This window comes from Pseudomonas sp. AF03-9, assembly GCF_020515815.1.
Taxonomy (GTDB): domain Bacteria; phylum Pseudomonadota; class Gammaproteobacteria; order Pseudomonadales; family Pseudomonadaceae; genus Aquipseudomonas.
The window spans coordinates 59,271-84,032 of the sequence record NZ_JAHPJF010000001.1; the positions used below are offsets into that span (position 1 = coordinate 59,271).

21 protein-coding genes and 1 pseudogene are annotated in these 24,762 nt (G+C 62.1%); 10 read left to right on the top strand and 12 right to left on the bottom strand.

Going from position 1 to position 24,762, the window contains the following annotated elements; translation table 11 throughout:
- The first annotated feature begins 3 nt into the window (after nucleotides 1-3).
- From pqqF to pqqE, 6 genes are all read left to right on the top strand, one after another.
- Nucleotides 4-2,340 carry a pyrroloquinoline quinone biosynthesis protein PqqF gene (pqqF, locus tag LIY36_RS00275; protein ID WP_226454468.1) on the top strand — a complete coding sequence of 779 codons (2,337 nt, stop codon included), beginning with the start codon at nucleotides 4-6 and terminating at the stop codon, nucleotides 2,338-2,340.
- Between the two features lie 173 nt (nucleotides 2,341-2,513).
- Entirely contained in the window at nucleotides 2,514-2,588 is a 75-nt protein-coding gene (pqqA, locus tag LIY36_RS00280; RefSeq protein ID WP_003194766.1) for a pyrroloquinoline quinone precursor peptide PqqA, read from the top strand.
- 69 nt (nucleotides 2,589-2,657) lie between these two features.
- A complete protein-coding gene (gene pqqB / locus LIY36_RS00285) occupies nucleotides 2,658-3,569 on the top strand; it encodes a pyrroloquinoline quinone biosynthesis protein PqqB (RefSeq protein WP_192299819.1) in 912 nt (303 codons plus the stop codon).
- A gap of 11 nt (nucleotides 3,570-3,580) precedes the next feature.
- Nucleotides 3,581-4,333: a pyrroloquinoline-quinone synthase PqqC gene (gene pqqC / locus LIY36_RS00290; protein ID WP_017739525.1), complete on the top strand. Its 753-nt coding sequence runs from the start codon at nucleotides 3,581-3,583 to the stop codon at nucleotides 4,331-4,333.
- The gene (gene pqqD / locus LIY36_RS00295) at nucleotides 4,330-4,605 is read left to right on the top strand and encodes a pyrroloquinoline quinone biosynthesis peptide chaperone PqqD (RefSeq protein ID WP_003194772.1); all 276 of its coding nucleotides are present in this window, start codon (nucleotides 4,330-4,332) and stop codon (nucleotides 4,603-4,605) included. Before pqqC ends, pqqD begins: the two co-directional genes overlap by 4 nt.
- Nucleotides 4,577-5,728 (top strand): pyrroloquinoline quinone biosynthesis protein PqqE, encoded by a 1,152-nt coding sequence (pqqE, locus tag LIY36_RS00300; protein WP_192299820.1) that lies wholly within the window; start codon nucleotides 4,577-4,579, stop codon nucleotides 5,726-5,728. Before pqqD ends, pqqE begins: the two co-directional genes overlap by 29 nt.
- Before the next feature lie 5 nt (nucleotides 5,729-5,733).
- Here pqqE and LIY36_RS00305 read toward each other — a convergent pair whose 3' ends face one another.
- Both LIY36_RS00305 and LIY36_RS00310 read right to left on the bottom strand, forming a co-directional pair.
- The gene (locus tag LIY36_RS00305; protein WP_192299821.1) at nucleotides 5,734-5,892 is read right to left on the bottom strand and encodes a YqaE/Pmp3 family membrane protein; all 159 of its coding nucleotides are present in this window, start codon (nucleotides 5,890-5,892) and stop codon (nucleotides 5,734-5,736) included.
- Between the two features lie 182 nt (nucleotides 5,893-6,074).
- Nucleotides 6,075-7,343: an aspartate aminotransferase family protein gene (locus tag LIY36_RS00310; RefSeq protein WP_192299822.1), complete on the bottom strand. Its 1,269-nt coding sequence runs from the start codon at nucleotides 7,341-7,343 to the stop codon at nucleotides 6,075-6,077.
- A gap of 209 nt (nucleotides 7,344-7,552) precedes the next feature.
- Here LIY36_RS00310 and LIY36_RS00315 point away from each other — a divergent pair, with 209 nt between their 5' ends.
- Nucleotides 7,553-8,452 (top strand): LysR family transcriptional regulator, encoded by a 900-nt coding sequence (locus LIY36_RS00315; RefSeq protein WP_226454469.1) that lies wholly within the window; start codon nucleotides 7,553-7,555, stop codon nucleotides 8,450-8,452.
- A gap of 224 nt (nucleotides 8,453-8,676) precedes the next feature.
- Here the strand turns inward: LIY36_RS00315 and LIY36_RS00320 are convergent, their stop codons facing one another.
- From LIY36_RS00320 to bioB, 10 genes are all read right to left on the bottom strand, one after another.
- Nucleotides 8,677-10,455 carry an acyl-CoA dehydrogenase C-terminal domain-containing protein gene (locus tag LIY36_RS00320; protein ID WP_226454470.1) on the bottom strand — a complete coding sequence of 593 codons (1,779 nt, stop codon included), beginning with the start codon at nucleotides 10,453-10,455 and terminating at the stop codon, nucleotides 8,677-8,679.
- 123 nt (nucleotides 10,456-10,578) lie between these two features.
- Entirely contained in the window at nucleotides 10,579-12,351 is a 1,773-nt protein-coding gene (locus LIY36_RS00325) for an acyl-CoA dehydrogenase C-terminal domain-containing protein (RefSeq protein WP_226454471.1), read from the bottom strand.
- A gap of 90 nt (nucleotides 12,352-12,441) precedes the next feature.
- A complete protein-coding gene (locus tag LIY36_RS00330) occupies nucleotides 12,442-13,731 on the bottom strand; it encodes a GGDEF domain-containing protein (protein WP_192299826.1) in 1,290 nt (429 codons plus the stop codon).
- 206 nt (nucleotides 13,732-13,937) lie between these two features.
- Complete coding sequence (locus LIY36_RS00335) at nucleotides 13,938-15,743, bottom strand: phenylacyl-CoA dehydrogenase (RefSeq protein ID WP_226454472.1); 1,806 nt, start codon at nucleotides 15,741-15,743, stop codon at nucleotides 13,938-13,940.
- Between the two features lie 327 nt (nucleotides 15,744-16,070).
- A complete protein-coding gene (locus LIY36_RS00340) occupies nucleotides 16,071-16,352 on the bottom strand; it encodes a pyrroloquinoline quinone biosynthesis protein PqqE (protein ID WP_192299828.1) in 282 nt (93 codons plus the stop codon).
- Nucleotides 16,353-16,458: 106 nt separating this feature from the next.
- A complete protein-coding gene (gene bioD, locus LIY36_RS00345; RefSeq protein ID WP_192299829.1) occupies nucleotides 16,459-17,136 on the bottom strand; it encodes a dethiobiotin synthase in 678 nt (225 codons plus the stop codon).
- A complete protein-coding gene (gene bioC, locus LIY36_RS00350) occupies nucleotides 17,133-17,945 on the bottom strand; it encodes a malonyl-ACP O-methyltransferase BioC (RefSeq protein ID WP_192299830.1) in 813 nt (270 codons plus the stop codon). The genes bioD and bioC overlap by 4 nt, the downstream gene beginning before the upstream one ends.
- The gene (locus LIY36_RS00355; protein ID WP_226454473.1) at nucleotides 17,938-18,669 is read right to left on the bottom strand and encodes an alpha/beta fold hydrolase; all 732 of its coding nucleotides are present in this window, start codon (nucleotides 18,667-18,669) and stop codon (nucleotides 17,938-17,940) included. The genes bioC and LIY36_RS00355 overlap by 8 nt, the downstream gene beginning before the upstream one ends.
- Nucleotides 18,662-19,843, bottom strand: coding sequence for an 8-amino-7-oxononanoate synthase (gene bioF, locus LIY36_RS00360; RefSeq protein ID WP_226454474.1), 1,182 nt, complete (start codon nucleotides 19,841-19,843; stop codon nucleotides 18,662-18,664). Before bioF ends, LIY36_RS00355 begins: the two co-directional genes overlap by 8 nt.
- A 155-nt stretch (nucleotides 19,844-19,998) precedes the next feature.
- Complete coding sequence (bioB, locus tag LIY36_RS00365) at nucleotides 19,999-21,054, bottom strand: biotin synthase BioB (protein WP_192299833.1); 1,056 nt, start codon at nucleotides 21,052-21,054, stop codon at nucleotides 19,999-20,001.
- A 92-nt stretch (nucleotides 21,055-21,146) separates the two neighbouring features.
- Between bioB and LIY36_RS00370 the strand changes: the two are divergent.
- From LIY36_RS00370 to LIY36_RS00380, 3 genes and pseudogenes are all read left to right on the top strand, one after another.
- Nucleotides 21,147-21,878: pseudogene (locus LIY36_RS00370) on the top strand (ComF family protein); the annotation flags it as partial.
- 63 nt (nucleotides 21,879-21,941) lie between these two features.
- Entirely contained in the window at nucleotides 21,942-22,706 is a 765-nt protein-coding gene (locus tag LIY36_RS00375; protein ID WP_226454818.1) for a TOBE domain-containing protein, read from the top strand.
- Between the two features lie 80 nt (nucleotides 22,707-22,786).
- The gene (locus tag LIY36_RS00380; protein WP_226454475.1) at nucleotides 22,787-24,685 is read left to right on the top strand and encodes a PhoX family protein; all 1,899 of its coding nucleotides are present in this window, start codon (nucleotides 22,787-22,789) and stop codon (nucleotides 24,683-24,685) included.
- Nucleotides 24,686-24,762 lie beyond the last annotated feature (77 nt).

Here is a 24,762-nt window from a genome sequence, read left to right on the forward strand (position 1 = left end):
CCCATGCCTGCGCCGGCCCACCCTCTTCACCGTCAACTGACCCTGGCCAATGGCCTGCGGGTTTCCCTGCGCCATGCGCCGCGCTTGAAGCGCAGCGCGGCGGTTTTACGGGTCGCCGCCGGCAGCCACGATGTGCCCCTGGCCTGGCCGGGGTTGGCGCACTTTCTTGAGCATCTGCTGTTCCTCGCAACCGAGCGTTTTCCCACAGACGAAGGGCTGATGGCCTACGTGCAACGCCACGGCGGCCAGGTCAACGCCAGCACCCGCGAGCGCACCACGGACTTCTTCTTTGAACTGCCGGTGTCGACCTTCGCCGATGGCCTGGAGCGCTTGGCCGACATGCTGGCCCAGCCGCGCCTGGCGCTGGAAGATCAACTGCGCGAACGCGAAGTGCTGCACGCGGAATTTGTCGCCTGGTCCCAGGATGCCAAGGCCCAGCAGCAGGTGGCGTTGTTCGCAGGGCTGGCGACGGATCATCCACTGCGCGGTTTTCATGCGGGCAACCGCGACAGCTTGCCGGTGGAAAGTCAGGCATTTCAGCAGGCATTGCGGGAATTTCATCAGCAGTTCTACCAGAGCGGACAAATGACCTTAAGCCTTGCAGGCCCACAGTCGCTGGACGCACTGGAAACTCTTGCGCAGCAATTCAGCGCTGTGTTGAATTCGAGCCCTCAACGCCCACAACTCGCACCACCGCCGTTGATGCCCGGTGACGTTCAGGGCTACCAGCACAAAGCTGACAACCACCTGCACCAAGTCATCACTTGCAACGCGCCGCGCGCAGCCCTGGAGTTCCTCTGCACCTGGCTCAACGCTTCGGCTCCAGGCGGATTGTTGGCCGAACTGCAAACACGACAACTGGCCACCGACCTGCAAGCGAGGGTGCTGTATCACTTTGCCGGGCAAGCACTGTTGGACGTCGATTTCACCCTCGACACTCAAGATGAACCGGCGACAGCGATTGAAGCATTGCTGCACGACTGGCTGAGCTTTTTCGCACACAGCGATTGGACGGCACTGCAAGAAGAGTTCGCCCTGCTGGCCGCTCGCCAGCAACAAACCGGCGGCGCCCTCGCCTTGGCTCGACACGACAGCGAAGATCTGTCGGAACAGGCCCTCACTGCCCTCAAAACCCTGCTCGTCGCCCTGCGGCTGCCACCGGCGCAGCACACGTGGCAACTGCCACCGAACAATCCATTCCTGCGCCCGCCAGCCAAGGAAGAGCGTGCTGGCCTGATTCGTGGCCAGACCAGCGCCCACCGCGGTTTGCGCACCTTCGCCCAGGACCGTTCACGGGGCCGCCGGGAAGTGTCGGCGCTGTCCTTCAGCCAAGCGTGGGCGAATGACACCGATGAAGCCGCGCTGTACCTGCACTGGCGCTCTGCTCCCAGCGACCTGCAAGGCGCATTGCAGCCACTGCGTGAGAATGCTCGCCAGGCGGGCGTTGAATTGTCGTTTGAAACCATCGGCAACGACTGGCTGGTGAAAATGGTCGGGCTGCACGAACCCATGCCGGCGGCGTTGGATGCCTTGGCGCACATCCTGAACCAGGCACAACAGAAACCCTGCGCCCCGACGCCGACGATCGCCATTCGCGAATTGCTCAAAGCACTGCCCGCTTACTGCGCCACCCCGCCCGAGCACCGCGAAACCTCCTGGGTCAACGCCCGCTGGCAGGGCCTGGGGCTGGGTTTTCCGGCCGCGTCCGAAGCGGCGATCAAGGCAGCCGCAGCGCACCTGCCCGGGCAACCCGCACCGACCGATCAGTTCTTGCCAACCCTCGGCGGCCAGCGCATCTGGCACGAGGTGAAGACCGATTCCAGCGAGGCCGCCTTGCTGCTGTTTTGCCCGGCCCCCAGCCAATCCCTGGAGGATGAAGCCGCGTGGCGCCTGCTTGGGCATCTGCTCCAGGGTCCGTTTTACCAACGCCTGCGGGTAGAGCTGCAAATCGGCTACGCCGTGTTCAGCGGCGTCCGACAGATCAACGGGCAAACGGGCCTGCTGTTTGGCGTGCAATCGCCCAATGTGTCCCGGGAAGCGATCGTTGAGCAGTTACAGATCTTCCTGACGCAATTGCCGACGCTGATCAACAACGCTGACGACATGGCCAACACGGCACTGGCGGGACAGTTCTCGGCAAGCACGCTACCGCTTGCCCAAGCCGCCGAACTGCTCTGGCATGCGCGTTTGGCCGGGCACCCGGCGGATTATCTGGAGCGCGTTCAACAGTCGATCCAACGCCTGACCCGCGAAGATCTGCTACACGCCGCCGAACAGTTGAACAACGCCACAGGCGGCTGGCGCTATGTCGCCAACGGCCCGCGCATCACAACAGGCTGATACCGGCGGGCTGATCATTGCCAACCTTGCAACAGGCTTTTTCCACCGAGACAGCGCTAACTTGAGCAGATCTGAGTATTATTCCTACTCACGCTGCTGAACATCTCCGATCGGAGATGGACTATATGTATTACTTGGTAGTGAAAGTCCCATCCCTTGGTAGGAGTAAGAATATGACCTGGTCCAAACCTGCTTACACTGATCTGCGTATCGGTTTCGAAGTCACCATGTACTTCGCCAGCCGTTAATCCGCTGGGTACTACAACGCCTCGGCCCGCCCGGGGCGTTTTTGTTTTGAGCTTTGCTTGGGAGCTACCATGTTTGTCCAGATTCTAGGTTCCGCCGCCGGCGGTGGTTTCCCACAGTGGAACTGCAACTGCGCCAACTGCGCAGGTTTTCGTGATGGCAGCTTGCGGGCCCAGGCACGTACCCAATCGTCCATCGCCATCTCCGACGATGGCGTGAATTGGGTGCTGTGCAACGCCTCGCCGGATATTCGCGCGCAACTGCAAGGCTTTGCGCCGATGCAGCCCGGCCGTGCGCTACGCGACACCGGCATCAGCGCCATCATCCTGATGGACAGCCAGATCGACCACACCACCGGCCTGCTGAGCCTGCGCGAAGGCTGCCCGCACCAGGTGTGGTGCACCGACATGGTCCACGAAGATCTCAGCACCGGCTTCCCGCTGTTCCCCATGCTTACCCACTGGAACGGCGGCCTGGCCTGGAACCGCATCGAGCTGGACACCAGCTTCAGCATCCCGGCCTGCCCCAACCTGCGGTTCACCCCGCTGCCACTGCGCAGCGCTGCACCGCCCTACTCACCGCACCGCTTCGACCCGCACCCGGGCGACAATATCGGCCTGATCGTCGAAGACCTGCGCACCGGCGGCAAGCTGTTCTATGCCCCCGGCCTGGGCAAGGTCGACGCACCACTGCTGGAGATCATGGCCGGCAGCGACTGCCTGCTGGTGGACGGCACAATGTGGGACGACGATGAAATGCAGCGCCGTGGCGTCGGCACCCGCACCGGCCGCGAAATGGGTCATCTGGCGCAGAACGGCCCCGGCGGCATGCTGCAAGTGCTGGAACAACTGCCAGAGCAGCGCAAAGTGCTTATCCACATCAACAACACCAACCCGATCCTCGATGAAGACTCCCCCGAGCGAGCCGAGCTGGTGCGGCGTAATGTCGAAGTGGCTTACGACGGCATGAGCATTGAATTGTAGGAGCGATCGAAATGACTGATACGCCGTTGACCACCGCCGAATTCGAAGCCGCCCTGCGTGCCAAGGGCGCCTTCTACCATATCCATCACCCGTACCACGTGGCGATGTACGAAGGCCGCGCAAGTCGCGAGCAGATCCAGGGCTGGGTCGCCAACCGTTTCTACTATCAAGTGAATATTCCGCTCAAAGACGCGGCGATCCTGGCCAACTGCCCTGACCGCGAGATCCGCCGCGAATGGATCCAGCGCCTGCTCGACCACGACGGCGCCCCCGGTGAAGACGGCGGCATCGAAGCCTGGCTGCGCCTGGGGCAGGCCGTCGGTCTCGATCCCGACCAACTGCGCTCGCAGGAATTGGTACTGCCCGGCGTACGCTTTGCGGTCGACGCCTACGTCAACTTTGCCCGTCGCGCCAGCTGGCAGGAAGCCGCCAGCAGTTCGCTGACCGAGCTGTTCGCGCCGCAGATCCACCAGTCGCGCCTCGACAGCTGGCCGCAGCATTACCCGTGGATCGACCCGACCGGCTACGAATATTTCCGCACCCGCCTGGGCCAGGCCCGCCGGGATGTGGAACACGGTTTGGCGATCACCTTGCAGCACTACACCACCCGCGAAGGCCAGGAGCGCATGCTGGAAATACTCCAGTTCAAACTGGATATTTTGTGGAGCATGCTGGACGCCATGAGCATGGCCTACGAACTCAAGCGCCCGCCGTATCACAGCGTGACCGACCAGCGGGTTTGGCATAAAGGGATCGCCCTATGAGCTTTGATCGCAGCAAGAAACCGACCTGGCGCCAGGGCTACCGCTACCAGTACGAGCCCGCGCAAAAGGGCCATGTGTTGCTCTACCCCGAAGGCATGATCAAGCTCAACGACAGCGCTGCGCTGATCGGCGGCCTGATCGACGGCGAGCGCGACGTGGCGGCGATCATCGCCGAGCTGGATAAGCAGTTCCCCGGCGTACCTGAGCTGGGTGACGACATCGAGCAATTCATGGAGGTCGCCCGTGCAGAACACTGGATCACCCTTGCCTGAAAAACCGCCGATCGGCCTGCCGCTGTGGCTGCTCGCCGAGCTGACCTACCGCTGCCCGCTGCAATGCCCGTATTGCTCCAACCCGTTGGATTTCGCCGAGCAGGGCAAGGAACTGAGCACCGAGCAGTGGTTCAAGGTGTTTCGCGAGGCGCGGGAAATGGGCGCAGCACAGCTGGGGTTTTCCGGCGGTGAACCGCTGGTGCGCCAGGACCTCGCCGAGCTGATCGCCGAAGCGCGCAAGCTGGGGTTCTACACCAACCTGATCACCTCCGGCATCGGCCTGACCGAGCAGAAGATCAGCGACTTCAAGAAGGCTGGCCTGGACCATATCCAGATCAGCTTCCAGGCCAGCGACGAGCAGGTGAACAACCTGCTGGCCGGCTCGAAAAAAGCCTTCGCGCAAAAACTGGAGATGGCCCGGGCGGTGAAAGCCCACGGCTACCCGATGGTGCTGAACTTCGTTACCCACCGGCACAATATCGACAAGATCGACCGCATCATTGAGCTGTGTATCGCGCTGGAGGCAGACTTCGTTGAGCTCGCCACCTGCCAGTTCTACGGCTGGGCGCAGCTCAATCGTGTGGGTTTGTTGCCGACCAAGGAACAACTGGTACGCGCCGAACGCATCACCAATGAATACCGCGCCAAGCTCGAAGCCGAAGGCCACCCGTGCAAGCTGATCTTCGTTACCCCGGATTACTACGAAGAACGCCCGAAAGCCTGCATGAACGGCTGGGGCAGTATTTTTCTGACAGTGACGCCAGACGGCACCGCCCTGCCCTGCCACGGCGCCCGACAGATGCCGGTGCAATTTCCGAATGTGCGCGACCACAGCATGCAACACATCTGGTACGACTCGTTCGGCTTCAACCGCTTTCGCGGCTACGACTGGATGCCCGAGCCGTGCCGTTCATGCGATGAAAAAGAAAAGGACTTCGGTGGCTGCCGCTGCCAGGCATTCATGCTCACCGGCGACGCGAGCAACGCCGACCCGGTGTGCAGCAAATCCGAGCAGCACGGCATCATCCTTCAAGCGCGCGAAGATGCCGAACACGCCACCCAGACCATCGAACAGCTGGCGTTTCGCAACGAGCGCAACTCACGCCTCATCGCCAAAAGCTGACGGCCTCAGCGCTTGGCGATGATGTATACCGCGTGAATGATGCCGGGGAAGTAGCCGCACAGGGTCAGCAGAATATTCAGCCAGAACGCGCCGGCGAAGCCCACTTGCAGGAACACGCCCAGTGGCGGCAGCAGGATGGCGATGAGGATACGAATGAAATCCATGGGTCAGCTCCAGAAAATCGGCTCGTGTGAGCCGTGTAGCTAATCGACCTTGGGGGTTCGTGAGGGTTCAGTGGGATCTGGCTTAGAGCCATCTATACCGACGTACACAAAAAAACGCCCCCAGCCAAAAGAATCAGGCTGGAGGCGCCGCGTATACCGCGAGACGGTTCAGGAAATTGGGGTTAAACGGCGATGCCCTTGCGGCATTGCAACTGCGCAGTACGCACGCGGGAGAAAGCGCGCGCCAGGCGCAGGAGCATTTCGTCGATGTTGCCTTTGCTGACGGTCAACGCCGGGGTAAAGCGCAGGCAATTGGGTTGCGGGGCGTTGAGGATCAGGCCTTCGTGCAGCGCAGCTTTTACCACTGCATCTGCAGAATCATCCGACAAGGTCAGGCCCCACATCAGGCCGTGGCCGCGCAGTTGGCCGTGGTCGTAGCGGTAGGCCAGGCGGGCAAGGCCTTCGCCCAGATGCAAGCCGGCTTCACGTACATGTTCAAGGAAGCCGTGCTCCAGCACCGTATCAAGCACCGCCATGCCGGCTGAGGCCATCAACGCGTTGCCATGATGGGTGCCGTCCAGCTCGCCCAACTCGAAGCAACAGGCTTTGCCCCGGGCCAACAGCGCCGCCAGGGGCACGCCGCCGCCCAGGCCTTTACCCAGGGTGATGATGTCGGCGCGTACGCCGTATTGCTGTTCGGCAAGCAGGGTGCCGCAACGGCCAAGGCCGGTTTGTACTTCGTCCAGGATCAGCAGGATGCCCAGTTCACGACACAGGCGCTCGACACCCTTGAGGTAGTGCTCGGTGGCCGGGATCACGCCGGCTTCGCCCTGGATGGGTTCGAGCAGGATGGCCACGGTTTGCGCATCGACTGCGGCGTGCAGGGCCGGCAGGTCGTTGAAAGGCACATGGCTGAAGCCTGGCAGTTGCGGTTCAAAACGATTGTCCGGACCACCGGCCGAAGCCGACATCGCCGCGAAGCTGCGCCCATGGCAACCGCCGCTGGCACTGATGATGCGGTAGGCGCCACCGCGATGCAGTTGGCCCCATTTGCGCGCCAGCTTGATCGCCGCCTCACAGGCTTCCGCGCCACTGTTGAGCAGGTAGGCCTGGTCGCTGCCGGTACGATGGCAGAGCCGTTCGGCGAGGTTGAGTTGAGCACGGTTATGCAGGCCGTTGCCCGGGTTGATCAGCGCCTGGGTCTGGTCGGCCAGGGCCTTGATCAACACCTGTGGGCTGTGGCCGAGGCTGTTGGCAGCATTGCCTTGGCTGAAATCCAGGTAGGCACGCTCGTCGCTGTCCCACAGCCAGGAGCCCTGGCCGCGTACGAACACTTGCGGTGGACGCGCCACGGTGGGCATCAAGGATTCGCTCGACGCATCATCACGCGACTCGTCCAAAATCAGGTCATCCAGGCTGGGCGTCGGGCGGCGCATATTGAACAGGTTCACACCTCACCCCCAATAGCAACCGGACCTTGGTCGGTGCGACCGAGCAACAGTGCCTTGAGGTTTTTTGCCTTGCCTATGTAAACGCTATCTAAATAAACGCTATTCATTGCCCGATCTGGCCCTGTAAGCCCTGCGAATAGGCGCTAGACTAGGCGCCCCGGGGGCCAACGGCCATTTCGATTTTCCAGCTTTTTCGATAAGCAAATCTTATGGATTTCAAGCAACTGCGTTATTTCGTCGCGGTGTATGAGGAAGGCCACGTCGGCCGTGCCGCGGAGCGTCTGTCGATCTCCCAGCCGGCGTTGTCCCAGCAGATCCGCCAGTTGGAACAAAACCTCGACGTGAGCCTGTTCGAACGCAGCAGCAAACGCCTGCTGCCGACCCTCGCCGCACACACCCTGTACAACCACGCGTTGCCGTTGATCGATGGCATGCAGCAAGCCGTCGAAGCCTTGCGCAACTTCAAGGGCCAGGCCATGCGCACCTTGGCCATCGGTGTGCTGCAAACCGTGCACACCAGCCTGGTCCCGCAAATGCTCGAACGGGTGCGCAAGGCCCAGCCACACCTGGTGGTGCAGATTTACGAGTTGACCGGGCTGGAGATTGAGCGGCGACTGCTCAATGGCTCGCTAGACATCGGCATCAGCTACCTGCCGCCACGACAGCCGGGCCTGCACGGCGCACTGTTGTATGAAGATGAGTTGAAGGTGGTCATCCCCGAGGATCACCCGTTGCGGGAATTCAAGAAAGTCTCGCTGAAACAGGCGGCCGAGTTGCCGATGTTGCTGCTGGGGGAAGAGTTTCAGGTCAGACAAATCTGGCAGGGCCAGTTGGCCAACCTCGGACGGCGCCCGCAGGTGCAGGCCGAGCTGAACACCATGGTGGGGATTCTCGACAGCCTGCCCCACACCAAACTGGCGACGGTACTGCCGGGCCGCTCCCAAGACGAACACAACAGCAAGGCACTGCTATGGAAACCCTTGAGCGAACCCAGGGTGCCGTTGAAAGTCGGTTTGGTGTGCCGTGATGCGCAACGCCAGCAGGCGACGGTAGCGCTGTTGCGCACGTTGCTGGAAGACGTGATGAATGCGCCGCAGGCAAGCGCCTGACTTTTTCGCGGGCAAAAGAAAACCCCGCCGAAGCGGGGCTTTGCAGACTGTTTCCCTGACATCCATTTCACTCCGCCATCCTGGCAGAATCCTACGTGTCCGTGTTGTTGCTTTGCGCTTCCTGCGCGACGTCCATGTGAAGTAGATTAACTGTGGATCCAATTTGGCGATAGAGGACGAATAGCAGCACGTCATGTAAGAGAATACTTACACGCCCTCTCCCCTTAAAACAGCGCCTCATCCAACAGGAACAGCGATTCACTACCGGCCTTTACCGACGCGTTCAGCGACTGGATACGCGGCAGCAGGCGGGCAAAGTAGAAGCGCGCAGTCCCCAGCTTGCTGGCGTAGAAGGCCTCCTCAGCCTCTTTGCCCAACGCCGCCTTTGCCATGCGCGCCCACATATAGGCGTAGGCCATGTATCCAAATGCATGCAAATACTCCACCGACGCCGCACCGATTTCATTCGGGTTGGTTTTCGCGCGATCCAGCACCCACGCCGTCAGTTCGTCCAGAGTGTCGACCGCCACACTCAGCGGCTTGGTGAACTCCGCCAACTCGCCGGCGGCCGAGGCAATAAATGCGCGGATCTCGTCAGCGAACAAGGTGTAGAACGCCCCACCACTGCCAACAATTTTGCGCCCCATCAGGTCCAGCGCCTGGATGCCGTTGGTGCCTTCGTAGATCTGGGTGATGCGCACGTCACGCACCAGTTGCTCCTGGCCCCACTCGCGGATATAGCCGTGGCCGCCGAACACTTGCTGGCCGAGCACGGTGGTTTCCAGGCCAAGGTCGCTCAAGAACGCCTTGGCCACCGGGGTCAGCAAGGCCACCAGGTTATCCGCACGCTCGCGGGCAGCCGGGTCTTCGCTGAACTTGGCGATGTCCAACTGCGTCGCCACGTAGGTGGAGAACGCGCGACCGCCTTCGTTCGCGGCCTTCATGGTCAGCAGCATGCGACGCACGTCCGGGTGGACGATGATCGGATCGGCCACCTTGTCCTTGGCCTGGGCACCGGTCGGCGCACGGCTTTGCAGGCGGTCACGCGCATATTCAATCGCGTTCTGATACGAGCGCTCACCGGACGCCAGGCCCTGGATACCCACCCCCAGACGCTCGTAGTTCATCATGGTGAACATCGCCGCCAGGCCACGGTTCGGCTCGCCCACCAGATAACCCACGGCCTGGTCGAAGTTCATCACGCAGGTCGCGGACGCCTGGATGCCCATCTTGTGCTCGATCGAGCCACAGCTCACCAGGTTGCGCGCACCCAGGCTGCCATCGGCATTCACCATGAACTTCGGCACCAGGAACAACGAGATGCCCTTGGGACCGGCCGGCGCGTCCGGCAGCTTGGCCAGCACCAGGTGGATGATGTTTTCGGTCAGGTCGTGTTCGCCGCCGGTGATAAAGATCTTGGTGCCGCTGATCGTGTAGGAACCGTCCGCTTGCGGCTCGGCTTTCGTGCGAATAATCCCCAGGTCCGTACCGGCATGGGCTTCGGTCAGGCACATGGAACCGGCCCACTCACCGGAGTACATCTTCGGCAGGTAGGTGGCCTTGAGTTCTTCACTGGCGTGGGTATTGATGGAGACACAGGCGCCGGACGTCAGCATCGGGTACAGGCCAAACGCCAGGCTCGACGAGTTGATCATCTCTTCAACCTGGGCCGAGACCGCCTTGGGCATGCCCATGCCACCGAACGCCGGATCACCGCCTACACCCACCCAGCCACCTTCAGCGTAGGTTTTATAAGCCTGCGGATAACCATCCGGGGTAAACACCGCTGTGTCTTGCCAACGGCAACCCTGCTCATCGCCACCACGGCTAAGCGGGGCGATGGATTTGGCAGTGACTTTGCCGGCTTCTTCGAGGATTGCCTCTACGGTTTCGGCATCAACGGTGTCTGCCAATGCCGGCAACTGAGCCCAAATGTCGGCGACCTCAAAGACTTCGTTGAGGACGAAGCGCATATCACGCAGCGGCGCTTTGTAATCAGCCATGGCAAACCTCGTGAGAACGTGAAAGGTAATTCGGTAAGGGTCGGTTTTACAGGCTCCGAGTGTACCCGAACAACTTTTCAGACACATAGGGTCCACTTGTGACTGGCTGGTATTTTTAAGTCATCACAACGCAAATGCCTCCGCAGGCAGACTCATCAGGCATTCGCTGCCCGCTTCCACGGCGGCGCGGTGGGTGGCGGTGCGGGGCAGCAGGCGCTTGAAGTAGAAGTCGCAGGTGGCCAGTTTGGCTTGGGCGAACGCGGCATCCTCGACCTGCGCTTGGGCGGCAACCGCCATGCGCAGCCACAGATAGGCGAGCACGATGTAACCGCTGTACATCAAGTAATCCACCGCCGCTGCGCCGACTTCGTCGGGATTCTTCATGGCCGCCATGCCCACTTTGGTCGTCAGCTCGCCCCATTCCCCATTGAGTTGATTGAGTTGCGCCACATAGGCCTTGAGCTGGGCATGCTCGGCATTCGCCGCGCAAAACTTATGCACAATCCTGGTAAACCCGCGCAGCAACTTGCCCTGGCTACCCAGCACTTTACGCCCCAGCAAATCGAGGGCCTGGATGCCGTTGGTGCCTTCATAGATCGGCGCAATCCGTGCATCCCGCGCCAGTTGCTCCATGCCCCATTCGCGAATGTAGCCATGGCCGCCAAAGATCTGCATGCCGTGGTTGGTCACTTCAAGGCCGGTGTCGGTCATAAAGGCTTTGCAGATCGGCGTGAGGAACGCCAACAGGTCTTCGGCCTCCTGGCGTTGCGCGGCGTCGCTGCTCAGGTGCGCGGTGTCGAGCAATTGCGCAGTGAAGTAGGTCAGCGCCCGGTTGCCTTCGTTGAAGGCCTTCATGGTCAGTAACATGCGCCGCACGTCGGGGTGCACGATGATCGGGTCGGCGGCTTTGTCCGGGGCCTTGGCGCCGGTCAAAGAGCGCATCTGCAGGCGATCGTTGGCGTATTTGATCGCGCCCTGGTAACTCGCCTCGCCGTTGCACAACCCCTGCATACCGGTGCCCAGGCGCGCATGGTTCATCATGGTGAACATGCAGTTGAGGCCCTTGTTCGCCTCGCCGATCAGGAAGCCCTTGGCCCCGTCGAAATTCAGCACGCAGGTGGCCGAGCCCTTGATACCCATCTTGTGTTCGATAGAGCCGCAATGCACCGCGTTGCGCTCGCCGGAATCGGCATGGAACTTGGGCACGATAAACAACGAGATGCCCTTGGTGCCCGCCGGCGCATCCGGCAGCTTGGCCAGCACCAAGTGGATGATATTGGCGCTCATGTCGTGCTCGCCGGCCGAGATGAAGATCTTGCTGCCGGTCAGCGCATAGCTGCCGTCCGCCTGGGGCACGGCGCGGGTATTGATCAGGCCCAGGTCGGTGCCGCAATGGGCTTCGGTGAGGCACATGGTGCCGGTCCATTCGCCGGCGGTGAGCTTAGTCAGGAAGGTGTCTTTCTGTTGCGCAGTGCCATGGGCGTGGATCGCTGACATCGCGCCATGCGTCAGCCCCGGGTACATGCCCCACGAGGTATTGCTGGAGCCGATCATCTCACTGAGCACCAGGCCCAGGGACTGCGGCAAGCCTTGGCCGCCGAAGGCCGGGTCCGCCGCCACGCCGTGCCAGCCGCCTTCGACATACTGGGCGAACGCTTCCTTGAACCCCTTGGGCGTGGTGACGACGCCGTTGTCGAAATGGCAGCCTTCTTCATCACCGCTGCGGTTGAGCGGCGCGAGCACGTTTTCGCAGAATTTGGCGCCTTCTTCGAGGATCGCACTGACCATGTCGGGGCTGGCATCCGTCGCGCCCAACGCGGCGTAGTGGCCGTGGAAATCAAACACGTTGTCGATCAGAAAGCGCATGTCGCGCAGGGGAGCTTTGTAGTCAGGCATGGCAATGTCTCCGGCAGCAGATCGCTTCAACCTACTGCCGGCCAAGCCCTCGGACAATCACTGTAGCGCTGCTGAATACAGCGCCATTACTCAACCGGCAGCGCTTTGCGTGCGCACGGCGCCACGCCGGGTCTGCCCGGCCGCGATCACGCAATTGCGCCCTGCGCCCTTGGCGGCGTACAGCGCCTGGTCGGCAGACTTGAGCACTTCTTCGCTGGTGCGTTGCTCAGCCTGACGCTCGGCCACGCCGATGCTGACGGTTACCGAGACACTGCTGGCGCCATTGCCCACCCGCCGTTGGCGCCCTTGCTGATCGTCCTGGGGACGATCCGGGTTGCGCAGTTTGATGTCGTAGTTGGCGATGATCTCGCGGATTTCTTCCAGATGCGGCATGCACTCATCCAGGCTCTTGCCGGCAAACACCACGGCGAACTCTTCACCACCATACCGGTAGGCGCGACCGCCACCGTTGACCTTGGCCAGCTTGCTCGCCACCAGGCGCAGCACCTGATCACCCACGTCGTGGCCGTGGGTGTCGTTGAAGCGCTTGAAGTGATCAACGTCGGTCATCGCCAGCACGTAGTTGCGCCCCAGGCGCTGCATGCGTTCGTTCAGCGCACGCCGTCCGGGCAGGCCGGTCAGTTCGTCACGGAAGGCCATTTGATAGGCCTCGTGGGCTACACCCGCAGCGATCATCAGCATCACCTGGCTGCACATGATGTTGAGGGTGAACGGCAGGATGAAGGTTTGTGGCAGCATCCAGAACAAACCGATAAATCCCACCAGTTGCGCGGCGTGCAGCGGGCGTGGCTGATACCAGTATTGCGCCACCAGGGTCAGGAAGCCGATCAGGAACATCGGGTACGACAACTGGATCAGGCTCATCCAGGCCCCATGCAACGCCGGCCAGCGGATCTCTGCCAGCCAGTTCAACAGCGCCTGGGGATAACTTTGCTCCAACGCCAACGCGACACTGCCTACGGCAAGCAACACAGCACAGCGTGCGACCAGGTCGCGGAACAGGTGGGTTTTTTCCTGCCATAACGCATAGATGCTGAACAACAGCGGCAAGAGCAGGCAACACAAATGGAACACCACGGCGGCGTCTTCACGCACGCGGCCATTGTCGCGGTAGTAGTCGGTCTGGGTATCGAGCAGGAAGTAGGCGATATACACCGTGATCATCAGAAACAGTTCGCGCTGGCGTCGATACACCGCGCAATACGAACCGCCGAGCAACAGCACCAGGGTCGGCAGCACGTTGAACAGCGAGGTAAAGAAGACGTTGAGGTCCTTGACGTACGCAGCCGAGAGCCCGGCCAGCAACAGCAGCAACGAAGGTAGGAAATGACTGAACCGTACAGCGGACACGCGTGACAAGGGTAAAACTCCGACCCGCAAAAGAATGATGGCACTGTGCCTCTGCGCGAACAGTTAAGCATAACCTGGCACGCATGTATCACATTGCCATCACTTTAACGGCAGCCAACGGCAATCCCTGAGCGCTGTACTGTGGTTTTTTATTGCCCAAAAAAAGCCGCCGCTTCCGGTAGGAAGCGGCGGCTCAGGAAGTGACCCGGTAAGGCTTAGTAAGCCAGGCCGAAGTCTTCTTCTTTCATGTCCATCAGGTTGTTGGCGCCCGACAGCATGGTGGCCACGTGGGTACGGGTACGCGGCAGGATGCGCTGGAAGTAGAAGCGCGCCGTCTGCAGCTTGGCCGTGTAGAACGCTTCTTCGGAGGTGCCGGCCGCCAGTTTCTCAGCCGCCAGGCGCGCCATGTCGGCCCAGAAGTAAGCCAGGCACGCATAACCGGAGTACATCAGGTAGTCCACCGAGGCGGCGCCGACTTCTTCGCGGTCTTTCATCGCGGCCATGCCGACCTTCATGGTCAACTCGCCCCACTCTTTGTTCAGTGCAGCCAGCGGTGCGACGAACTCTTTGACCGCTTCGTTGCCCTCGTTGGCCTGGCAGAACTTGTGCACGATCTTGGTGAAGCCCTTGAGCGCTTCGCCTTGGGTCATCAGCACTTTACGGCCCAGCAGGTCGAGAGCCTGGATACCCGTGGTGCCTTCGTACAGCATCGAAATGCGGCTGTCGCGCACGTTCTGCTCCATGCCCCACTCGGCAATGAAGCCGTGGCCGCCGTAGATCTGCACGCCGTGGTTGGCGGACTCGAAACCGACTTCGGTCATGAACGCCTTGGCGATAGGAGTCATGAAGGCCAGCAGGCCGTCGGCCTGTTTCTTGGCTTCGTCGTCGGTGCCGTACTTGACGATGTCCACTTGCTTGGCGGTGAAGTACACCATCGCACGGTTGCCTTCGGCGAAGGCTTTCATGGTCAGCAGCATGCGACGCACGTCAGGGTGCACGATGATCGGGTCAGCGGCCTTTTCCGGCGCTTTCGGGCCGGTCAGGGAGCGCATTTGCAGGCGATCACGGGCATATTTCAGGCCGCCCTGGAAGCCGATCTCGGCGTGGGACAGGCCTTGCAGCGCGGTCCCCAGGCGAGCGGTGTTCATAAAGGTGAACATGCAGTTCAGGCCTTTGTTCGCCGGGCCGATCAGGAAACCGGTGGCCTGGTCGAAGTTCATCACACAGGTGGCGTTGCCGTGGATGCCCATCTTGTGTTCCAGCGAGCCACAGCTCACCGCGTTGCGCGTGCCGATCGAGCCATCGGCGTTGGGCAGGAACTTCGGCACGATAAACAGCGAGATGCCTTTGGTGCCAGCCGGAGCGTCCGGCAGGCGGGCCAGTACGATGTGGACGATGTTGTCGGCCATGTCGTGTTCACCGGCCGAGATGAAGATCTTGGTGCCGGAGACCTTGTAGGAACCGTCCGCCTGAGGCTCGGCCTTGGTGCGCAGCATGCCCAGGTCGGTACCGCAGTGTGGCTCGGTCAGGCACATGGTGCCGGTCCATTCACCCGACACCAGTTTGGTCAGGTAAGCCTCTTGCTGCTCGGGGGTGCCGTGCTCGGAAATGGTGTTCATCGCACCGTGGGACAGGCCTGGGTACATGCCCCACGACCAGTTGGCGGTGCCAACCATTTCGCTCACGGCCAGGCCCAGGGATTCCGGCAGGCCTTGGCCACCGTGCTCTACGTCGTGGGCCAGGCTTGGCCAGCCGCCTTCGACGAATTGTTTATAGGCTTCTTTGAAACCAGTAGGGGTTTTAACGCCAGACTCACTCCAGGTGCACCCTTCGATGTCACCCACGCGGTTCAACGGGGCCAGCACTTGCTCACAAAACTTGGCGCCTTCCTCAAGGATGGCGTCAACCATGTCCGGGGTAGCGTCCTGGCAAGCCGGCAGGCTCTGATAGTGCGCTTCATAGCCAAGCAGTTCGTCACGAACGAAGCGAATATCACGCAAGGGGGCCTTGTAGTCAGGCATAGCGATAAACCTCTGCTGATGTATCTGGAATGAACAACCGCGTGGAATTGTTGTGGCGGTCAAACAGGTGTTTGAAACATACGTTTACGACTTGGGGATGTCAAGACGCCGTTTGTCATGCGGCAAATCAATGCCGCGCACGACAGCGCACGTGGCGAGATGCCACTGCACAGGAAAGTGTAGAAGTTCAGAGGGTTGGCGCAGAACAAATGTGGGAGCTGGCTTGCCTGCGATGCAGGCGCCGCGGTGCATCAGGACGAAAAAGTAGAAGCTATCGCAGGCAAGCCAACTCCCCCAGAAGAGCCAGCACGCCTGGGAAGAGAGGGGTCAAGCGAAGGTATCGATCAAGGTGCCGAGCATTTCATCCGAAGCCTTGGCGACTTTGGCGCCCAGCTCCACCTGAAACTTGCCTTCAGCCATCTCGACCATATTGCTCGCCGAATTCGACGGCTGGGCCCGGTCGTTGGCGCGCAGGCGATCAAGCTGTGCATCCGATGGCTGGGTCGTCGCCGCGCTGGCGATCTTGCCGGCGGCCTGGTCGACACGGTTCTGCCCGGCCTGAATGGTGCTCAGTCCCGAATAAAACGCGCTGCTTCCAGAGATGTCCATGGCGTAAACCTGCCTTTATAGAATCGTGAGCCCTGATTGAAGCAGAGAAACCGGCAAAACACCCGTCAAAAACACTAATGGCACAATGCCTTAGTGATAGCCAAAATCAGTCAAGCAGATCCAATTGCAAGTACTCGGCCACCGCTTCAGCCCCGGCGTGCTTGAGCTTCGGCACACGCCCCAGGCACGGTGCAGGCAATCGCTCGGCCAGGGTGGCGAGGTTCTCTTCCAGACGGGAGGTCTTGGGATCGATGATATTCGCCACCCAGCCCGCCAGCGACAAACCGTCCCGGGCGATGGCCTCGGCAGTCAGCAAGGCATGACTGATGCACCCCAGGCGCACGCCCACCACCAGGATTACCGGCAGCTTCAGCGCAATGGCCAGGTCCGACAGGTTCGCCTGATCCGCCAGCGGCACGCGCCAACCGCCCGCGCCCTCGATCAGGGTGAAATCCGCATCCCGCGCCAGGATCTGCTGCATCGGCTTGAGCAACGCTTGCACCGTGAGCGCAACCCCCGCTTCGCGCGCCGCCAGATGGGGCGCGATGGCCGGCTCGAACGCCAGCGGGTTGACCTCGGCATAACTCAGCGGCAGCGAGCACTCGGCCAACAGCGCCAGTGCGTCGGCGTTGCGCAAGCCTTTGGGCGTGACCTGGCAACCAGAGGCCACCGGCTTACCGGCGGCAGTACTTTTTCCGGCTTGCCGGGCGGCGTGCAACAGGCCGGCGGCGATGGTGGTCTTGCCAACATCCGTATCGGTACCGGTGACAAAATAGGCGCTCATAGCGGTTTCTCCAGTACGGCGTACACCACTTGATACGTGGCGGGCAGGCCCTGGGCCTGACGGAACTGCTCGTAAGCGTCCACCAGTGCAACAATCCGCGCGCGCCCCGTCAACCCTCCCGGCCGGCCGGGGTTGAGGTTATGGGCGCCCAACGCCTTCAACTCATGGGTCAGGCTACGCACATCCGGGTAGTGCAGCACATGGGGCTGGCGCTCCAGGCTCACCACCCGCAGGCCGCTGGCCGCGCACAATTGCTGATACATCTCGAAGGTGCGGAAACGGTTGACGTGAACCATACCGTCCGCCGCCCGCCAGCTTTCGCGCAGCTCATCCAGGGTGCCCACGCACAGGCTGGCGAACGCCAACACGCCACCGGGTTGCAGCACGCGATAAGCCTCGCTGAGCACCGCGCCGAAATTCGCACACCATTGCACCGCGAGGGAGGTGAAGAGCAGCCCCACGCTTTCAGCTTTAAGCGGCAAGCGCTCGGCATCACCTGCGATGAAGTGCTGTGCGCCACCCAGGGGCCGCGCGTGGTTGAGCATGCCTTCGGCGATGTCCAACGCAATGCCCTGGCTGGCGGGCAGGCGCGCGCCCAGCACACGGCTGAAATACCCGGTGCCGCACCCCATATCCAACCAGCGTTGCGGTGCAATACCGGCCGGCACACGTGCCAGCAATTCAGCGCCGACAGCCCGCTGCAACTCGGCAACGCTGTCATAGCTGGCCGCCGCACGGGAAAACGACGCCGCCACCTGGCGCTTGTCCGGCAGGGCACCCGGCAACGGGGCGTGGGATAAATCAGTCATCAGCGCACTCATGCAAAAAAGCCTGGATGGCCCCCGCTACACCGTGGGGGTCCTCCAGAAGAAAAGCGTGACCAGCCTGTTCAATCAGGCCGATTTCAACATCGGGCAGCAAGCTCAGCAGGTCGCTCGCGGCTTCGGCGGGCACCAGTTCGTCGCCCCCGGCAAACAGGTGCATCTGCGGGCCCCGATAGGCCAGCAAGGCGTCGCGGGTGTCGAGTCGGGCAAGCAATTCAAGGCCGCTCATCAACGCCCGGGGCGGAGTGTTCGGCGCCCCGCCCACCAGCAAACGCGCCAGCCCACGCGGGTCGGCGGCGCCCTTGGCACACAACAGGCCGAAGCGTTTCAGGGTGACTTGGGAATCGGCATGACAACCGGCGAGGAAGGCGTCAAAGGTCTCGGCAGGCATCGCACTCGGCCAACCGTCATGGGCGACAAAACAGGGGTTGCTCGCCAGGGTCAGCAAGCCGCAGCAGCGTTCGCCACGTCGTGCCGCCAGTTCCGCAGCAAGCATGCCGCCGAGGGACCAGCCGCCCAGCCAGGCGTCGTCCGGCAGCGTCGCGTCGAGTTCATCGAGCCATTCGTCCAGGTCGCTGGCGTCCAGCGTCGGCAACGGTTCGATCTGCACCCGCAGGTGTTCGTCCAGACCGTGCAAGGCGGCGGCCAACGGCTCCAGCGGCGATACGCCGAGGCCCCAGCCAGGCAACAAAATCAGTCGATCACGCATGGTCGGGCTCCGTGGCGCCTAACAAGCGGAAACACTCTTCCAACCCGCTCAACAATAGCTTCACCTGCGCCTCGGTGTGGGCCGCCGTTAACGTCACGCGCAAACGTGCGCTGCCAGCGGGTACGGTGGGCGGGCGGATCGCCGTGACCATCAGGCCACGCTCGCGCAGCATCTGCGACAGGCGCACGGCCTTGGCGCTGCTACCGACCAGGATCGGCTGGATCGGCGTAAAACTCGCCATCAAATCCAGGCCAAGCTGCTCGGCGCCCCGGCGGAACTGGCGGATCAGGCCATCGAGGTGCTCGCGCCGCCAATGCTCGGTGCGCAGCAACTCCAGGCTTTTCAAGGTCGCACAGGCCAGCGCCGGGGGCTGGCTGGTGGTGTAGATATACGGGCGCGCAAACTGGATCAGGCTTTCGATCAGCTCTTCGCTGCCCGCCACAAAGGCGCCCGCCGTACCGAAGGCTTTACCGAGGGTGCCGACCAGTACCGGCACGTCCTCCTGGCTCAAGCCGAAATGCTCGACGATCCCACCACCATTGGCGCCCAACGGGCCAAAACCGTGGGCATCATCCACCATCAGCCAGGCGCCTTTTGCGCGGGCTTCACGGGCCAGCGCGGGCAAGTCGGCCAGGTCGCCGTCCATGCTGAACACGCCGTCGGTGACCACCAGCGTGTTGCCAGTGGCCTTTTCCAGACGCTTGGCCAGGCTTTCGGCGTCGTTATGCAGGTAGCGATTGAAACGCGCACCGGACAGCAAGCCGGCATCCAGCAGCGAGGCGTGGTTGAGCCGGTCTTCCAGCACCGTATCGCCCTGCCCCACCAACGCCGTGACTGCGCCGAGGTTGGCCATGTAGCCGGTGGTAAACAGCAATGCGCGCGGGCGCCCGGTGAGGTCGGCCAGGGCTTCTTCCAGCTCGTGGTGCGGCGTGGCATGCCCGACCACCAGGTGCGACGCGCCACCGCCGACACCCCAACGGGACGCACCGGCGCGCCAGGCTTCAATCACTTGCGGGTGATTGGCCAGGCCCAGGTAATCGTTGTTACAGAACGCCAGCAGCGGTTGGCCGTCGACCACCACTTGCGGGCCCTGGGGGCTTTCCAGCAGCGGGCGTTGGCGATAAAGGTGCTCGGCACGGCGGGCAGCGAGGCGCGCGGAGAGATCGAAAGACATGCAGGCCTCGATTAAACAGACTGAACACGGTCTCAATGTGGGAGCTGGCTTGCCTGCGATGACGGCGGCACATTCAGCATCAATGTGTCTGAACGGCCGCTATCGCAGGCAAGCCAGCTTCCACAATGGATTGCATTCCAATAGAGAGATGGGCGTCAAACCACCGCGTTGTAGAACTGCTCGCTGCTTTTTTGCTCAACCAGTGCCTGTTCGATCGCCGCCTGATGCACTTCATCGGCGTGCTCTTCGCGGGCTTCGGGCAAGATCCCCAGGCGCGCGAACAGTTGCATGTCCTTGTCCGCCTGCGGGTTGGCAGTGGTCAGCAATTTGTCGCCGTAGAAGATCGAGTTGGCGCCGGCAAAAAACGCCAGGGCCTGCATCTGCTCGTTCATCGCTTCGCGGCCGGCCGACAGGCGCACGTGGGACTGCGGCATCAGGATGCGCGCCACGGCCAGCATGCGGATGAAGTCGAATGGGTCGATGTCCTCGGCATTCTCCAGCGGCGTACCGGCCACCTTCACCAGCATGTTGATCGGCACCGACTCCGGATGCTCCGGCAGGTTGGCCAGCTGGATCAGCAGGTTGGCGCGGTCATCCAGCGACTCGCCCATGCCAAGGATGCCGCCAGAGCAGATCTTCATCCCCGACTCACGCACATAGGCCAGGGTTTGCAGGCGCTCGCTGTAGGTGCGGGTGGTGATGATCGAACCGTAGAACTCCGGCGACGTATCCAGGTTGTGGTTGTAGTAATCGAGACCGGCCTGGGCCAGGGCTGCGGTCTGGTCCTGGTCGAGGCGGCCGAGGGTCATGCAGGTTTCCAGGCCCATGGCCTTCACGCCTTTGACCATCTGCAGCACGTAGGGCATGTCTTTGGCCGACGGGTGCTTCCACGCGGCGCCCATGCAGAAGCGGGTCGAACCGATGGCCTTGGCGCGGGCGGCCTCTTCGAGGACCTTCTGCACTTCCATCAGCTTTTCTTTTTCCAGGCCGGTGTTGTAGTGGCCCGACTGCGGACAATATTTGCAATCTTCCGGGCAAGCACCGGTCTTGATCGACAGCAAGGTCGACACCTGCACACGGTTCGCGTCGAAATGCGCGCGATGCACGGTCTGCGCCTGGAACAACAGGTCATTGAACGGCTGCACGAACAGCGCTTTGACTTCGGCGAGGGACCAATCGTGACGCAAGGTGGCGGTGGTGCTGGCGCTCATGGGCGATTCCTTGATTATGCTTGGGCAAGCGCTGTGGGAAGGGCAATACCCACAGACACGACACGGATGCTCGGCATATTTAAGGAAGATTCATGCACTGTCAACCTGACTACAAACACCAGGTTTACATCTGGTTAAAAAACGAACACACCTGTTTGATCTGCGATGAAGCGACGGAATCCGCCCATTGTGTGTGCAACGTCTGCGAAACCGAGCTGCCCTGGCTGTTGGAGCAGTGCGAGATTTGCGCCGTGCCCCTGCCGATGGACGGCCTGGTTTGCGCACAATGTTTCAAACAGCCACCGGCGTTTAAACATGTGATCGCGCCCTGGACCTTCAGCTTTCCGGTCGACAGCCTGATCAGCCGCTTCAAGCACCAGGCACGCTGGCCGCTCGGCCACCTGCTCGCGCGCTTGCTCGCCCAGCACCTGCAACACCGCTTCGACAACGCCGAACTCCCGCGCCCCGACTGCCTGCTGCCGGTGCCCATGGCGCGCAAACGCCAGCGTGAACGCGGCTTTAACCAGGCACTGATGCTGGCGCGGTGGCTGAGCCACGACCTCGACATCGCACTGGATGAACATGTGCTGCTGCGGCCCCAGGAAACCGTCGCGCAGCAAGCCCTTGACGCCAAACAGCGCAAACGCAACTTGCTCAAGGCCTTCGCCGTGGCCGCCAATGCCGAGGTGACGGGTCGCCACTTCGCCCTGGTCGACGACGTACTCACCACCGGCGCCACCGCCCACAGCCTTGCGCGCCTGTTGATCAACGCCGGTGCGCGGCAAGTCGATGTGTATTGCCTGGCCCGCACGCCCAAACCGGGGCCTGACTTGACGCAAGCGCGCCTTGCCCGCAACGTTCTGTTTATCTCATCCAAGCGTATCGCCATGTCTCTGCCAGCCTCCCTCAGCCAACACATCATCCGCCGCCCCCAGCGCATTGCCTTGCTGGGACATATCGCCGAACAGGGTTCGATTACCCGCGCAGCGAAAAGCGCCGGTTTGAGCTACAAAGCCGCCTGGGACGCCATCGACGAACTGAACAACCTCGCGCAAAAACCGCTGGTGGAGCGCAGCGTCGGCGGCAAGGGCGGCGGCGGGGCCAGGCTGACGGCAGAGGGCGAGCGGGTCCTGCGCCTCTACCAGCGCCTGCAAGTGCTGCAAGCCGAACTGCTCGGTTCGGATGAAGCCGCCAGTGACTTCAACCTGCTTGGCCGCTTGATGCTACGCACCAGCGCGCGCAACCAGTTGCACGGCCAGGTCATGGCGATTGAGAGCCATGGCCGCAACGACCTGATCCGCCTGCAACTCGCTGGTGGCCTGACGCTGCAAGCGCAGATCACCCACGACAGCACGCAACGGCTGGAACTGGAGAGCGGCGTGGAAGTGGTCGCGCTGATCAAGGCCGGCTGGCTGGAATTGCTGGCCCCCGGGTCCTCTGCAACACCTGGACACAATTGCATGAGCGGCAGGATCGAGGCGATTCTCGACGCTGAAGACGGCCCCAGCGAAGTGCGTATCACCCTGCCCAACGGCCAGGTTTTATGCGCCCTGGCGCCGCCCGGCAAGCTCATGGCCCTGGGCGCCGCCGAAGGCCAGACGATCCGTGTGCAATTCGCCCCGAGCAATGTGCTGCTGGGCACACCGGTATAGGCGACGGCCATCCTCAAACTGCAACAATTTCGTCACGCGCGCTCCTTAAGGTGTCTGCAAAAACCGCAGGGAGCCTGACGATGAGCCTATTAGAAGAAAACCAAGCCACCGACCTCGAACAGATGGTCGGCCTCACCCGCCGCCGCTTTATCGGCGCCGGTGCCCTGTGCGGTGCCGCGATGTTCCTCGGTGGCAACCTGTTGAGCCGCAGCGCGATGGCCGTCAACGCCGCAAGCGCCAGCCCGTTGCTGGGTTTCACCAGCATCGCCGCCGCCACCAGCGACGCCATTACCTTGCCGCCGGGCTATAGCGCCTCGGTGCTGATCAGTTGGGGCCAGCCGCTGAGCAAGAGCGCACCGGCGTTCGACCCGTCCGGCAACGGCACGGCCCTGGCCCAGGAGCAGCAGTTCGGCGACCACAACGACGGCATGAGCCTGTTCGCCTTCCCCGGCGACGACAACCGTGCGCTCATGGCGATCAACAACGAATACACCAACTACCGCTACCTCTTCGCCCACGGCGGTGCGCCGCAATCGGCCGAGGACGTGCGCAAGGCCCAGGCCAGCGAGGGCGTGTCGGTGATCGAAGTGCGGCGCCAGGGCGATACCTGGCAGTTCGTGCAGGACTCGCGCTACAACCGGCGCATCCACGGCAACTCGCCGATCCGCCTGAGCGGCCCCGCCGCCGGCCACGCCTGGCTGAAAACCGGCGCCGACAAGAGCGGCACAAAGGCCCTTGGCACGTTCCAGAACTGCGCCAACGGCAAAACGCCATGGGGTACTTATCTGACCTGTGAAGAGAACTTCACCGACTGCTTCGGCAGCACCAACCCACAACAAACCTTCGATGCCGGGCAAAAGCGCTATGGCGCCGTGGCCGCCAGCAAAGACATCAACTGGCACCAGCACGACCCGCGCTTTGACCTCGCCAAGAACCCCAACGAACTCAATCGCCACGGCTGGGTAGTGGAAATCGACCCGTTCGATCCCAAGTCCACCCCGGTCAAGCGCACTGCCCTTGGCCGCTTCAAGCACGAAAACGCCGCGCTGGCCGAAACCCGCGACGGCCGCGCCGTGGTGTACATGGGCGACGACGAGCGTGGCGAGTTCATCTACAAATTCGTCAGCCGCGACAAGATCAACCACAAGAACCCCAAGGCCAACAAAGACCTGCTCGACCACGGCACCTTGTACGTGGCGATTTTCGACGCCGGCGACGGCAACGCCGACCATCCCAAGGGCAAAGGCCAATGGGTCGAGCTGACTTTCGGCAAGAACGGCATCGACGCCAGCACAGGTTTCACCAGCCAGGCCGAGGTGCTGATCCACGCACGCCTCGCCGCCAGCGTGGTGAAAGCCACACGCATGGACCGCCCGGAATGGATCGTGGTCAGCCCCACCGATGGCCAGGTGTATTGCACCCTGACCAACAACGCCAAGCGCGGCGAAGACGGCCAGCCGGTGGGCGGGCCCAACCCGCGCGAGAAAAACGTCTACGGCCAGATCCTGCGCTGGAAGGCCGACGCCGATAACCACGGCGCCGCGACGTTCAGCTGGGACTTGTTTGTGGTGGCCGGCAACCCGGGTGTACACGCCGGCACACCTAAGGGCGGCTCGTCCAATATCAACCCGCAGAACATGTTCAACAGTCCTGATGGCTTGGGTTTCGACAAGGCTGGGCGCCTGTGGATTCTTACGGATGGGGACTACAGCAACGCAGGCGACTTCGCCGGCATGGGCAATAACCAGATGCTGTGTGCCGACCCGACTACCGGGGAAATCCGCCGTTTCATGGTCGGACCGGTGGCGTGTGAGGTGACAGGCATCAGCTTCTCACCGGATCAGAAGACACTGTTTGTGGGGATTCAACATCCGGGGGAAACCGGGGGCTCGACCTGGCCGGAGCATTTGCCGAACGGTAAACCACGCTCGTCGGTGATGGCGATTCGGCGGGATGATGGTGGCATCGTCGGCGCCTGATAAACCCTCTTCGCGAGCAAGCCCGCTCCCACAGTTGACCGAGTTCCAACATGAGAATGCGGTCGAATGTGGGAGCG